9 protein-coding genes are annotated in these 13,647 nt (G+C 74.3%); 7 read left to right on the top strand and 2 right to left on the bottom strand.

Annotated elements, in window-relative coordinates; genetic code table 11:
• The first annotated feature begins 39 nt into the window (after window positions 1–39).
• The 6 genes from ACIBF7_RS34490 (at window position 40) to ACIBF7_RS34465 (ending at window position 6,854) form a co-directional block, all read left to right on the top strand.
• Window positions 40–2,622 (top strand): CHAT domain-containing protein, encoded by a 2,583-nt coding sequence (locus ACIBF7_RS34490; protein ID WP_364230735.1) that lies wholly within the window; start codon window positions 40–42, stop codon window positions 2,620–2,622.
• A 110-nt stretch (window positions 2,623–2,732) separates the two neighbouring features.
• Complete coding sequence (locus ACIBF7_RS34485) at window positions 2,733–3,605, top strand: terpene synthase (protein ID WP_148031440.1); 873 nt, start codon at window positions 2,733–2,735, stop codon at window positions 3,603–3,605.
• A gap of 249 nt (window positions 3,606–3,854) precedes the next feature.
• The gene (locus tag ACIBF7_RS34480; RefSeq protein WP_148031441.1) at window positions 3,855–4,448 is read left to right on the top strand and encodes an ATP/GTP-binding protein; all 594 of its coding nucleotides are present in this window, start codon (window positions 3,855–3,857) and stop codon (window positions 4,446–4,448) included.
• A gap of 23 nt (window positions 4,449–4,471) precedes the next feature.
• A complete protein-coding gene (locus ACIBF7_RS34475; protein WP_148031442.1) occupies window positions 4,472–4,957 on the top strand; it encodes an Lrp/AsnC family transcriptional regulator in 486 nt (161 codons plus the stop codon).
• A 34-nt stretch (window positions 4,958–4,991) separates the two neighbouring features.
• Complete coding sequence (locus ACIBF7_RS34470) at window positions 4,992–6,554, top strand: glycerol-3-phosphate dehydrogenase/oxidase (RefSeq protein ID WP_148031443.1); 1,563 nt, start codon at window positions 4,992–4,994, stop codon at window positions 6,552–6,554.
• Between the two features lie 117 nt (window positions 6,555–6,671).
• On the top strand, window positions 6,672–6,854 hold the full coding sequence (locus ACIBF7_RS34465) for a hypothetical protein (RefSeq protein WP_148031444.1): 183 nt from the start codon (window positions 6,672–6,674) through the stop codon (window positions 6,852–6,854).
• Between the two features lie 7 nt (window positions 6,855–6,861).
• Here the strand turns inward: ACIBF7_RS34465 and ACIBF7_RS34460 are convergent, their stop codons facing one another.
• Both ACIBF7_RS34460 and ACIBF7_RS34455 read right to left on the bottom strand, forming a co-directional pair.
• A complete protein-coding gene (locus ACIBF7_RS34460) occupies window positions 6,862–9,078 on the bottom strand; it encodes a hypothetical protein (RefSeq protein WP_364230741.1) in 2,217 nt (738 codons plus the stop codon).
• Window positions 9,079–9,222: 144 nt separating this feature from the next.
• The gene (locus ACIBF7_RS34455; RefSeq protein WP_397199023.1) at window positions 9,223–10,482 is read right to left on the bottom strand and encodes an ROK family protein; all 1,260 of its coding nucleotides are present in this window, start codon (window positions 10,480–10,482) and stop codon (window positions 9,223–9,225) included.
• Window positions 10,483–10,843: 361 nt separating this feature from the next.
• On the opposite strand from ACIBF7_RS34455, the gene ACIBF7_RS34450 reads away from it, so the two are divergent.
• Window positions 10,844–13,081: a UvrD-helicase domain-containing protein gene (locus ACIBF7_RS34450; protein ID WP_364230948.1), complete on the top strand. Its 2,238-nt coding sequence runs from the start codon at window positions 10,844–10,846 to the stop codon at window positions 13,079–13,081.
• Window positions 13,082–13,647 lie beyond the last annotated feature (566 nt).

Genomic DNA, 13,647 nt, shown 5'->3' with positions numbered 1-13,647 from the left:
CACGTGGACGCGGGCCTGGGGCGGCTCTACCATCTATGCGTGTCTGGGCCCCGCGAACCCGGCGATTCACACGACGTGCTCGCCATGGTGTTCGCGCGCCCCAAAGAGGCGCTCCAGGCCGCCAGGGCCATCCTCGCGGGGCGGCGCGGCCCGTACGACTCCTCGATCGCGCGGCAGGCGATCGGCATCCTGCACCGCGAGTTCGGCGACATCGAGGCCGCGATCGGCGAGCTGCGGCAGGCCGTCCGGCTGGCGCGCAGATCCGGCTCGCCGGACCGGGAGGCCGACGTGCTCGCCACCCTCGGCATCGCGCTCGTGCACCACGGCCGCACCCGTTCCGGGCTGTCGGCGCTCGACTCCGCCGCAGGCCGGGCCACCGGCACCACCCGCGCCCGCGTGCTCTTCCGGCGGGCCGGGGCCCGCTGGATCCTCGGCCGGCACGGCGACGCGCTCGACGACCTCGGGGTGGCCGCGCCGGCGCTGCGCCGGGCCGGCGACACCGTGTGGGCCGCCCGCGCGCTCAGCCTGCGCGGCCACGTGCAGCTCGCGCTCGGCGGCGTGCGGGCCGCCGACGCCGACTTCCGCACCGCGCAGCGCATGTTCGCCACCACCAGGCAGGAGCACGACTCGGTCGTCGCCGTGCAGAACCGGGGCGTCGCCGCCTTCGTGGCCGGCGACCTGCCCACCGCGCTGGCCCTGCTCGACGAGGCCGACCAGGGGTTCCAGCGCCTCGGCACCCCGATGCCCGACCTGGTCGCCGACCGGTGCGCGGTCATGCTCGCCGCCGGACTCGCCCGCGAGGCGCTGGAGCAGGCCGACGCCGGGCTGCGGCTGATCGCACGGCTGCGCGGCCAGGCCACCCGGCGGGCCGAGCTGCTGCTGCTCGCCGCCAGGGCCGCGCTGCTGGCCGCCGACCCGGCGACCGCCCGCGAGCGCGCCGCCGAGGCCCGGGCGCTGTTCGCGAGGCAGCGGCGCGCCTGGTGGGCCGAGCACGCCCGGCTCATCCTCGTCCAGGCCGGGCTGGCGGAGGGGGCCACGCCGCGGCTGCTCGCCGACGCCCGCCGCCTCGCCGGACGGCTCGGCGAGCTCGGCTCTCCCGACGCGTGGCAGGCTCACCTGCTGGCCGGCCGGATCGCGCTGAAGCTCGGCCGGGCCGCCGAGGCCGACCGCCACCTGACCGCCGCGGCGCGGGCCAGGCACGGCGGGTCCGCCACCGCTCGGGCCGGCGGGTGGCTGGCCGAGGCGCTGCTGGCCGAGGCGGCCGGGCAGCCGCGCCGGCTGCTGCGCGCCTGCCGGGCCGGGCTTGAGCTGATCGAGGAGCACCGGCTCACGTTCGGCTCGTCGGAGCTGCGCGCGCTCGTCACCGCCCAGGGCGCCGAACTGGTCGAGCTCGCGCTGCGCCACCTGCGCCGCGCCGGACGCAGCCGCGAACTGCTCGGCTGGACCGAGCGCTGGCGCGCCACCGCGATCGCCGTGCCGCCCGCGCCGCCGGCGGACGATCAGGAGCTGCTCGGCCGGCTCGCCGCGCTGCGCCGGGTCGACCAGCTGCTGGCCGCCGCGCGTTCCGGCGGCGCCGCCTCCGCCCCTCGCCTCGAACGCGAGCGCGCCGCGCTGGAGGCCCGGGTACGGGCCGGGACGCTGCGCCTGCGCGGCCCCGGCTGGCGAGAGGAACGCGGCTTCGACTGCCGCCGGGTGCTGGACGCGCTCGGCCCCGGCGGGCGGCTCGCCGAGCTGGTGCTCATCGACGGCACCCTGCACGTGCTGCTGTGCGGCGACGGGCGGGTGCGCTCCTACGCCGTCGGGCCGGCCGAGCGGGCGGTCGCCGAGACGGAGTTCGCCCGGTCCCGGCTGCGCCGCCTCGCCTACCAGCTCCGGCCCGACCCGGGGGAGCTGGCCGCGCTGGGACGGCGGCTGGAGGAGGCCGTGCTCGGGCCGGTCGCCCCCCTGCTGGCCGGCGGGCCGTGCGTGGTGGTGCCGCCCAGCGTGCTGCACGCCGCGCCGTGGGGGCTGCTCCCGTCGCTGCGGGAGACCGCCTTCAGCGTGGCGCCGTCCGCCGCCGCCTGGCTGCGCGCCCGCGCGTCGGCGCCGCCACCCGGCGGCGGCGTCGTCCTCGTCGGCGGGCCTGACGTGCCCAACGCCAAGGCCGAGATCCAGGCCATCGAGGAGCTGTACGAGGACCCGGGGCCCACCGTGCTGGAAGGAGGCACGGCCACGGCGCAGGCGGTGCTGGAAGCCATGGACGGCTGCCGGCTCGCGCACGTGGCCGCCCACGGCACCTTCCGCGCCGACAGCCCGATGTTCTCCTCGCTCCATCTCGACGACGGCCCGCTCACCGGCTACGACCTCGAACGCCTGCGCCGCGCCCCCTACCGGCTCGTCCTGTCCAGCTGCGACTCCGCCCAGATGGCCGCCGTGGGCGCCGACGAGCTGCTCGGCCTGGCCACCGCGCTGCTCCACCTCGGCACCGCGGGCATCGTCGCCAGCGTGGTGCCGGTCAACGACGAGAACGCGGTCCCGCTCATGGTCCGGCTGCACGCCGGGCTCAGCAGCGGGCTGGGCCTGGCCGAGGCGCTGAGGCGGGCGAGGGGCGACGACGTCTCGTTCATCGCCATCGGGGCCTGACGCCACGCTGCTGTACCTTGATCGGATGATGCTGATCATGTGACAATTCGCTACACAGCGATATCAGCCGGTTATTGGGGGGAGTCGCCGATGTTCCCGACCGAGCGGCCGTGAGGACCCCCGGCGAGCTTGACGAGGCCTTCGAACTCGGCCGCACCTGCGCGCTGGCGGCCGAGTGCGACAGGGACCTGCGGCGCTGTGCCCAGATGTACGGAGGCCTTTTCCCGGGGGCGGCGTTCGGCCCGGAAATTTACTCGGCTCTGACCCTGACGAGCGCGTTCGGGGCGCCGTGGGCCACGGCGGAGCGGCTCAAGGTGGTCAACCGCGCCGCGCTGTGGGTGCTCGCCCTGGACCGGCTCGTCGACCACACGGCCACCACCCGCGAGCAGGTGAACGAGCTGATCGGCGACTGCCTGGCGGTCGCCGACGGCGCCGCGCCCAGGGCGGCCGTCACCCGCTTCCTGGCCGACCTGCGCGACGAGCTGGCCACCGTCCAGGAGTTCGCCGACCTGCACTGGCTCTGGCGCGAGCAGCTCGGCAGGACCCTGGCGGGCATGGGGAGGGCCTGGGTGTGGCGCGACACCGCGGCCGAGGTCTCGCTCGACCGCTACGTCGGCAACGCCGACAGCCGCGGCACCTGCTTCGTCGACCTGTCCCACCTCATCTACGCCGGCGACGCGTGGGTCAGGGATCACCTGGAGGACCTGCGCCCGGCCAGCGAGCAGGTGCAGCGCTACCTCCACCTGCTCGGCGACCTCGCCTCGTACCGCAGGGACCTGAGCTGGGGCGGGCTCAACGTGCTGCTGCTCGGGGTGGCGAGGGCCGACGTGAACGAGGCCATGACCGGCCTCGCCCGCGACGCGGGCGAGCTGATCCACGGGGTACGGGAGCGCAGTCCACGCACGGCCACCTACTTGTGGCGACAAATCGGCTTTAGTGCTGGTTATCACAATATTTCGGGCTATGACCATCAGAAGTGGTGAAGCGGTTCGATGACCTGACAACCGGGTTTACTCGGTGGAGAAATCCGCCCCACCTGAAGGTGCTGTAGGCGACAAAAGTTACATATTGATTTTTAAGAGGCATGGGTGCTTGAGTGGGGTTTACGGCATTGCTAGGGTGACTCGATGCCAGGCAGATGGATCTCCCTGACTCGCCTTGACAAGCACCGTTGATCGGGCCGAGGCGTGCGGGCGCGGCACGGCCGCGGAGGGACGTACAGGCGGTGCTGGATGGACTTCGGGCGCTCTGATCACTGGCGGCTGCCCGTCCCGATCAAGATCTTGATCGCCGGCGGCTTCGGCGCGGGCAAGACCACCATGGTCGGCGCGGTGTCGGAGACCAGGACCGTCCGCACCGAGGAGATGCTCACCCACGCCGGCGTCACCGTCGACGACCTGACCGGGGTGGAGACGAAGCCCACCACCACCGTGGCCATGGACTTCGGCCGCATCACGATCCGCGGCGACTACACCCTCTACCTGTTCGGCACCCCCGGCCAGGAGCGGTTCTTCTTCGTCTGGGACGAACTGGCGCTGGGCGCGCTCGGCGCCGTCGTGCTGGCCGACACCCGCCGCCTGGCCGACTGCTTCCCGGCCATCGACTACTTCGAGAAGCGCGGCCAGCCCTTCGTGGTGGCGCTGAACTGCTTCGACGGCGCCCGCCCCTTCACCATCGGCGAGGTGCGCCAGGCGCTCGGCCTCGACCCCGGCGTGCCGATCGTGCGCTGCGACGCCCGCCGCCGCGAGTCCGGCAGGGACGTGCTCGTGACCCTCGTCGAGCACGCGATGCGCATGGGCGCCTCTCCCGTCGGGTCCATGTCGTGAACGCGACCGGCTACCTTTGACCGATGGAGGAGATCGATCGCCGGATCGTCGCGCTGCTGGCCCGCGACGGCCGGATGAGCTTTACCGACCTGGCCAGGGAGACCGGGCTCTCGGTCTCGGCGGTCCACCAGCGGGTGCGCCGCCTGGAGAAGCGCGGCGTGGTGCGCGGCTACGCCGCGATCGTCGACCATGACGCGATCGGGCTGCCGCTGACCGCGTTCATCTCGATCAAGCCGATCGACCCGGCCGCCCCCGACGACGCCCCCGACCGGCTGGCCCACCTGAGCGCGATCGAGGCGTGCCACAGCGTCGCGGGCGACGAGAGTTACATCCTCAAGGTCCGCGTGGGGTCCCCCGTGGCGCTGGAGGAGCTCCTGCAGCAGATCAGGGCCGCCGCCAACGTGTCCACCCGGACCACCGTGGTGCTGAGCACCCCGTACGAGCACCGCGCCCCCGACGTGACCCGGGGCGGCGAGAGCGCCGGGCCCGATCGACCGCCGGCCGCGTGAGATCATAGAGGCGCCGCCTCGACTGGAGCACCACATGATCGCCAAGAGCACCGCCGCGATGACCACCCGCGCCGAGACGCGCGAGGAGCTGAGCCGGGTCTCCTACGACCTGCTCGTCATCGGCGGCGGCATCCTGGGCACGTCCGTCACCTGGATGGCCGCCCAGGCGGGGCTGCGCGTCGCCATGGTCGACGCCGGCGACTTCGCCGGGGCCACCTCCAGCGCCTCGTCCAAACTCGTCCACGGCGGCCTGCGCTACCTTCAGACCGGCAACGTCAAGCTCGTCGCGGAGAACCACAGGGAGCGCCGGGCGCTGGCCGGCGACATCGCCCCCCACCTGGTCAAACCGCTCACGTTCGTGGTCCCGATCTACCGCGGCGGCCCCCACGGCGCGGCCAAGCTCGGCGCGGGCGTCTTCCTCTACTCCGCGCTGTCGGTGTTCGGCGACGGCGTCGGCAAGGTGATCACGCCGCAGCAGGCGCAGGCCAGGGTGCCCGCGCTCAAGATGGACGGCCTGCGCTCCGCCGCCGTCTACGGCGACCACCAGATGAACGACAGCCGGGTCGCGGTCATGACCGTGCGCGCCGCCGTCGACGCGGGCGCGACCGTGCTCAACCACGCCGAGGTCGTCGGGCTGCGCAAGACCGGCGCCACCGTCACCGGCGCCGAGCTGCGCGACCGGCTCGACGGCGGCGAGTTCGGCGTGTCGGCCCGGCTGGTGCTCAACGCGACCGGCCCGTGGATCGACCACCTGCGCCGCATGGAAGACCCCGGCGCCGAGCCCAGCATCCGCCTGTCCAAGGGCGCCCACCTGGTGCTGCGCCGCCACGAGCCCTGGAAGGCCGCGCTGACCATCCCGATCGACAAGTACCGCGTGTCGTTCGCCATCCCGTGGGAGGACCACCTCCTGCTCGGCACCACCGACGAGCCCTACGAGGGCGACCCGGCCGAGGTGCGCCCCACCGAGGCCGACATCACGCAGATCCTCGACGAGGCCGGCCACGCCGTGCTCGGCTCCCAGCTGGGCCGCGACGACATCACCTACTCCTTCGCCGGCCTGCGCGTGCTCCCCGGCGGCCCGGGCCAGGTGACCGCGGCCAAGCGCGAGACCGTGCTCACCCGCGGCACGGGCGGCATGCTGTCGGTCGCCGGCGGCAAGTGGACCACCTACCGCCACATCGGCCGGGTGGTCCTCGACACGCTCGCCCACCTGCCCGGCCACCCGCTCGGCGACGACCTGGCCGACATCCTGCCGGCCGTGCCGCTGCCGGGGCTGGCGAGCCCCGACGCGGTGGCCATGCGGCTGTGGACCGAGCGCGACCCCGACGCCCGCATGGACCCCCTGGTGGCCCGCCACCTCGCCTCCCACTACGGCTCGATCGCCTTCGACCTGGCCCGGCTCATCCGCGACGACCCCGGCCTGGGCGAGCGCATCCACCCCGACGGCCCCGACATCTGGGCTCAGGCGGTCTACGCCCGCGACCACGAGTGGGCGGTCACAGTCGACGACGTGGTCCGCCGCCGCACCACGCTGACCGTCCGCGGCCTCGACACCCCGTCCGTACGCGAGCGTGTGGCCGCCATCCTGGCCCGCTGACCCGCCTTTCGGTCAAGTGTGGCCGAAGACGCGGTCCGGGCGAGTCCTTCGACCCGGACGGCGACGCTCCGGCGGGAGAGAGTGAGCGCAGCCGAACACGCAGCGAAGGTGACCGACATGGCCGTTCTCCTCGGTACGAAGCCCGCTCACGACGACCCGCTGGGCGAGACCTGCTTCGCCAGGGCGGCCGGCGCGCTGGACGCCCACCGGGCCGGAGCCGCGCACGCCTGCGCCTCCTGCGGCGCCGCCTGGCCGTGCGCGCCCGCGCTGGCCGCCGCCTTCATCCTCGAACTCCACTAGCGGCGGCTCACCCGCCGCGCAGGGTCGCCGTGGTGAGCCTGCGCAGCGCCTCCGCGTACGGCGGGTCGAACCAGTAACCGGCGTGCCAGCGGGTCTCCGGCAGCGGATCGCCCGGCTCCGGCCTGGCTGGGTCCCAGCAGAACAGGTCCACCGCCGACAGCGACTCGCGCGGCCCGAACGGGTCCACCCGCCCCAGGACGGGCCCGCCGATCGGGTCGCTCAGCCGGTAAAGGTTGAACCAGGGCACCGCGTCCCGTACCGCACCCAGCGCGGCGGGCCCGAAGTAGGCGGGGAAGAACGCTGCGTACAGCCGCCGCAGCGGCGAGCCGTGCGTGAGCAGCCGCACCCGCCCGCGCGCCGCCGGGTCGAGCTGCAGCACCACCGAGGCGGCGATCACGCTGCCCTGGCTGTGTCCGGAAAGCAGCACCAGATCGGCGTCATCCCTGGCCAGCCGGCGCACCCGGGAGATCAGCTCGGGCACCACCCGCTCGGTGTAGCAGGGCGGGGCGAGTGGGTGGGTGGCGCGCGGCCAGAACGTGGACACGTCCCACAGGATCCCGATCGTCCGGCGCAGCCCCGGATCGCTGTACGCGCGCCGGCCCAGCAGCACCAGCCCGACGAGGAACGCGGCCATCGCCCAGCTGCCGATCGTGGCGAACAGCCCGGCCAGCCCGTCCACCGGGCTCAGCAGCCGGAACTGGTAGAACACGGTCACCAGGGCGAACCCCGCCAGCCCGATCCCGGTCAGCAGCCCCAGCACCTGCCCGGCCCGGTCGGTCAGCCCGGCCAGCGCCCAGCAGCCGGCCACCTCCTCGCTGTGCCGCCCGTAGTGCGGCTCCAGCCCGGGAGTCAGCCGGGCCGCCTCGGACCTGCGCGCGTTCCACAGCACGAGCCCGACCACCACCAGGCCCGCGATCAGGACCGGCACCAGCGCGGCCGTCCACCACACCGGCTCGTCCAGGAACAGCCTGTGGCCCACCGGCCCGCCCGCGCCCGGGGAGGCCGGCACGCCGAAGAACGAGGCCGTCCAGAACATCACGCCCAGGCCCAGCGCGTTCGCCACGGCCGCGGCCACCAGCAGCGCGAACCAGCTCGCCAGCCCGCCCAGTGCCCGCGGCCCCGTCCCCCGGTCGCGCCGGGCCAGCCACCAGGTGCCCGCCAGCGTGAACGCCACCAGCCCCAGCGTCAGCACGAACTGCACCGTCCCCGCCCCGACCCCCGGCAACTGGCGCGAGCCGGACGCGCCGGGCAGCCCGGCCGCCGCCGCGACCAGCGTCACGGCCAGCACCGTCGCGCCCGCCGCCTCCAGCGCCGCGCAGACCCGGCTCAGCACCGCCCCGCCGGGATCGTCGGCGCCCGGATCCACCCGCCGCGCCACCCCCGGCGCCACCACCGCCAGGACCGCGGCCACCAGCACCACGGCGTTCGCCACCGCCAGCACCAGCCCGAGGCCCGAGCGGGTGAACGGGGCCGCCACGGCCAGCCCGATCCACCCGAGGGCGAACGCCACGTGCACCGCTCGCAGCCGCCGCACCGGCTCGTCGCCGTGCCACAGCCGCGGCCGGGCCAGCAGCACGCCCGGCCGCTCGAACCCGTCGGGCGGCATGGCGGTCCGCTCGTCCCGCTGCCACGTCCGCCGCCCGACCACCCACAGCACCACCACCACGGCGAGCGGCACCAGCGCGGTCACGGCCAGCCGCCGCGAGTGCTCGGCGCCCCACAGCTCCGCCATCCACCGCACCCAGCCGGGCGCGGTCGCGTACGCGCACGCCCGCCCGGCGGCGGTGCACTGCCAGCCGATCAGGTCCACGCTGGCCCGCGTGACGGCCGCCACCAGCGTGCCCGTCAGCAGCAGCGCGAACAGCCGCTGAGCCGCCTCCAGGGCCCGCCGCACCGGCCGCCCGCCCTCCGGCCTGGGCAGCATGAAGTACGCCAGGTTGGCCAGCGCGAACGGCAGGAGCAGCAGCCACAGCGCGATGGTCCGGCCGCCGGAGGTGAGCCCGGCCCACGCGTACGCCTCGCGGTGACGCTCGCCCGGCACGTCCGCGTCCTCGGTCTCCGGCCGGCCCGCCGGCCACCAGCGCCGGTAGAACCCCGTCGTCCCGTCGCCCGCGACCAGCAGGGGATGCGGATGGTTGAGCATCTCCCCGGGCGGCGTGCCGGACACGCCGTGCACCCGCAACTCGGTCATGCCGCTCGTGCTGGTGTCCAGGAACCCGTCCATGACCGCAGCATGATGAGGGCACGCGTGACACGCCAGGGACAGGCCTACTCTGTCACGCCCACGACAGTGTCAAAGGTGGACGAAGCGGGCAGGCAGCCGGGCTTTCGCGGCCTCGGCGGCGGCGAAGCGGTCGAGGGCGTGACGTCAACCCGTCACGCCCGTGGAGTCGAGCACCTCGTCCCGCACCGTGGCCAGCGCCAGGTCGAGCGCTCCCACCAGCACGGGGTTGCCCGCCACCTGCGACAGCCGCACCCGCGGGCGGGCGATGGTCAGCGCGTGCAGCTCCTCCTCGATCAGCCGCCGCAGCGGCTCCCCGCCCGCCAGCGGCACCGCGCCGGTCAGCACGATCAGCGCCGGATCCATCACCGAGGTGATCGCGGCCAGCCCCACCGCCAGCCGCCCCGCCACCTCCCGCAACGCCGCCTCACCCGAACCCGCGGGCACCGCGTCCACCGCGCCGGCCATGCGGGTGTCCGGCGGGTTCGCCGCCGTGCTCTCTTGCGGTGGTCCCGCCGGCGGGTCCTCGGCGGCTCGGGCCGCGTTCCTGACCGTCTCGCGGAGGTCCGCGCCCGGGATGCCGTGCCGGCGCAGGACCCGCAGCACCGCCGCGCCGCCGGACAACGCCTGGAAGCCGTGGTCGGCGTACGGGCCGCTCTCGCGTGCCGTGGGCGCGCCCGGCGCGGGCATGTAGCCGACCTCGCCCGCACCGCCCGTCGCGCCACGGTGGAGCCGGCCGCCGAGGACGATCGCCGAGCCGATGCCCGCGTCGGCCCACAGCAGGACGAAGTCCGGTGTGCCCGCGGCCGCCCCGTGCGCCCGCTCCGCCAGGGCCACCAGGTTGACGTTGTTCTCCACCGACACCGGCACGCCCAGCCCCATGGACAGCCGGTCCACCAGGTCGTCGACGTGCCAGCCGGGCATGTCCTCGGCGGTCGCGTACCCCAGCCGCCCCGTCGTCGGGTCGACCGCCGCCTGCACCCCGATCACCAGGTGGCGCGGCGGCGCGGGAGGCCGCGCCCCGGCCAGCGCGGCGCGCAGCCCGCCGATCAGGTCGCCGCCGGGCGGCTCCAGCACGTGCTCGCCGACCACCGCCCCCGTCAGGTCCGCCACCCGCGCCTCGATCCTGCCCGAGGTGACGTCCAGCGCGGCCGCGTACGCCGCCGCCGCGTTGACCCGGTACACCTCGGCGGTACGGCCCGGCAAGCCCTCCCGCACCCCGTCCAGCACCACGAGCCCCGCCTCGCGCAGGCGGAGCAGCAACTGCGACGCCGTCGGCTTCGACAGCCCCGTCAGCGCGCCCAGCTCGGGACGGGTGAGCGGCCCGCGCTCCAGAAGCAGGCGCAGGGCCGCGCGATCGTTGATCGCGCGTAGCAGACTGGGAGTGCCCGGTACGGAACCGCTCACTGTCACCTCTTCCCCCGGAGGTTAGGAAACTTTCCTAACCGAAGGTGACCGTAAGGAGCGCCGGGGCGTCCGGTCAAGAGGTGCGGCGAACCCGTGACCGTACCGCAGAGAGGATCGCGCAGAATGAAGGGGCCGCACGGGAGAGGGGAGAGAGTGAAACGCGGGAGAGCGCCGCGACAGGCGTGCTAATCTCGTCGTTTGTCGTAACAACAAGCAGAATGGCCCGGAGTGTCCCATTAACCACAATAATGGTCTGGCGGCAACCCGTCAATCGGAACTCGCCAGGGAGCAGGCGTACGTCACCCGCCTCTACGAGCGGCTGGACGAGCTGCGCGAGCGCACCCAGCACCAGTTGAAGGAGGTGCTGGCGTCCGGCGCCGTCGGAACGATGCAGAACCGGTCGGAGCGCGACACGTTCGCTGACATGTACGCCTCCCGGCTGGCCCGGCTGTGGGCGGTGGAGCGCGGCCTGGTCTTCGGCCGGCTCGACCACGTCGACGAGGGCCGGCTCTACATCGGCAAGCTCGGCCTGACCGACGACGAGCAGGAGCGCCTGCTCATCGACTGGCGGGCCCCGGTCGCGCAGCCGTTCTACCGCGCGACCCCGGCGGCTCCCATGGGCCTCACCCGGCGTCGCCACCTGCAGACCCGGGGCCGCACGGTCGTCGCGGTCGACGACGACCTGCTCGACCTCGACGCGCTCACCGAGGACGACCGGGCCACGCTCAACGGCGAGGCCGCCCTGCTGGCGGCGCTGGACGAGCGGCGCACCGGCCGGATGCGCGACATCGTGGCCACCATCCAGGCCGAGCAGGACAAGGTGATCAGGTCCGACCTCAACGGGGTGCTCGTCGTCCAGGGCGGCCCCGGCACCGGCAAGACCGTCGTCGCGCTCCACCGCGCCGCCTACCTGCTCTACACGCACCGGGAGCGGCTGGAACGCCGTGGCGTGCTCATCCTCGGCCCCAACCTGACCTTCCTGCGCTACATCGAGCAGGTGCTGCCCTCGCTCGGCGAGACCGACGTGCTGCTGTCGGCGGTCGGCGAGCTCTATCCCGGGCTGACCGCGACCGCCAGGGACAAGCCCGAGGTGGCCGCGGTCAAGGGCGACCTGCGCATGGCCGAGGTGATCGCCAGGGCGGTGCGCGACCGCCAGCGCGTCCCGCGCAAGCCCGTCGAGCTGCGGCTCGGCCGCTACACCCTGACCATGGACCGCAAGATGCTGGAGTCGGCCGCGAACAAGGCCGCCCGCTCCCGCCGCCCGCACAACCAGGCTCGCGCCGTGTTCGTCCGCTCCCTGCTCAACGCGCTGGCCCGGCAGGCCGCCCGACAGATCGGCAAGGGTCTGATCGACGACGACGAGCTGGCCGACCTGCGCGAGGAGCTGCGCACCGAGCCGGTCGTCAGGTCCGCGCTCAACCGGCTCTGGCCCTACCTCACGCCGCAGCGGCTGCTGCTCGGCCTGTACGGGTCGCCGGACCGGCTGGGTTACGCCGCCGCCGGCCTGACGCCCGAGGAACGGGCCCTGCTGCGGCGCGACGGGGCCCGGGGCGGCGAGTGGACCGAGTCCGACGTGCCGCTGCTGGACGAGGCCGCCGAGTTGCTCGGCGAGATCGACGAGCAGGTGCTGCGGGCCAGCGCGATGGCGGCGGAGGAGGAGCTGGCCGCGGCCCGTCAGGCCGAGGAGCACGAGCGCGAGGCCGAGCTCGCCTACGCCCGCGAGGTGCTGGAGCTGACCGGGCTGTCCGACGTCATGGAGGCCGAACGGCTGGCCGAGCGCCAGCGCGGCGAGGGCCCGCACCTCACCACCGCCGAACGCGCCGCCGCCGACCGCACCTGGGCCTACGGTCACGTCATCGTGGACGAGGCGCAGGAGCTGTCGCCGATGGCCTGGCGGGCCGTCATGCGGCGCATCCCGACCCGGTCCATGACGATCGTCGGCGACATCGCCCAGACCGGTTCGGCGGCCGGGGCGCGCTCCTGGGCCGAGGTGCTCGACCCGTACGTGGCCGGGCGGTGGCGCCAGGAGCGGCTGACCGTCAACTACCGCACGCCCGTCGAGCTCATGGAGGTCGCCGCCCGCGTGCTCGCCACCATCGACCCCGGCCTGGAGGCGCCGCGGTCGGTCCGCGAGATCGGGGCGAGCCCGTGGGCCGCGCCGCTGGCCGAGCTGCCCGCGATCGTCGCGGACGAGGTGGCAGGCGGGGGCAAGGTCGCGGTCGTGGCGCCCGACGAGCTGCTCGCCTCGCTGGGGGAGTCGGTGGAGGGCGCCGTGGTCGTCACCCCCGGCGCCGGGCGCTCCCGCGGCGCGGAGGCGCTCGACGCGCCCGTCGCCGTGCTCGGCGTGGCCGATGCCAAGGGGCTGGAGTTCGACTCGGTGATCGTGGCCGAGCCGGACCTGATCGCGGCCCAGTCGCCGCGCGGCACCAGCGATCTGTACGTGGCGCTCACCCGTGCCACGCAGCGGCTGGGCGTGGTCCACGATCGCCCGCTCTCAGATGCTTTGCGCGGCTTGGCGAGGCGGCCCGATGGAGACTCCGGCAGTGCCGGTGGGGTGCCTGCCGTGCCGGGTAATGGCCGCCCACCTGGGAAAACTTGATGTTTCTGCTGATCGGGACACGGTTGACATCTGAGGCTGAGTCGGTAGTTTGCTGCCCAGTCCAGCACGGGACTTGGCCGGTTGGCCGTCTCTGACATCGCCGGATCCTGCGTCCGTGACGGAGCGTGGCTTCGTCCACACAGCCAGGTGCAGGGCCGTCGGTCCGTCGAGTCGGGGCACCCCAACCGGGCGGGGGGTTGGACCCGGGACGGGCCCGGGAGCCCAGTAGACAACGGAATTCCGCGCTCGCCGCCGACGAGACGGGTCCGGTCCGAAGGGTTTCCGGGCCCTCTTCCCGTTCCCGTGCGCCGGGCTCGTCAGTGCGCCGGGTGGTCCCGTTCCTCGCGGGATCACCCTGTCGCCGCGTCCGGCATGACCGGAGAGCGCCTCCGGGGCGGTAGCGTTTTCGCATAGCAAGGCGTGCGGATCGCGAGGAGACCCCGCAGTGGTGCAGGAGAAGACGGGCCGACCGGCCACCCCCGGAGACGGGAGCGGCCCGCCCACGCCCTCATCCGCCGCCCCGGCCGTTGAAAGTTTCACCGGCTCTGCCGCCCCCACGGACGGCG

The organism is Nonomuraea sp. NPDC050478, from assembly GCF_044458265.1.
Classification (GTDB): Bacteria; Actinomycetota; Actinomycetes; order Streptosporangiales; family Streptosporangiaceae; genus Nonomuraea; species Nonomuraea ferruginea.
The sequence above is the reverse complement of the archived record's forward strand: the minus strand, read 5'-3'. Positions and strand labels throughout refer to the sequence as shown.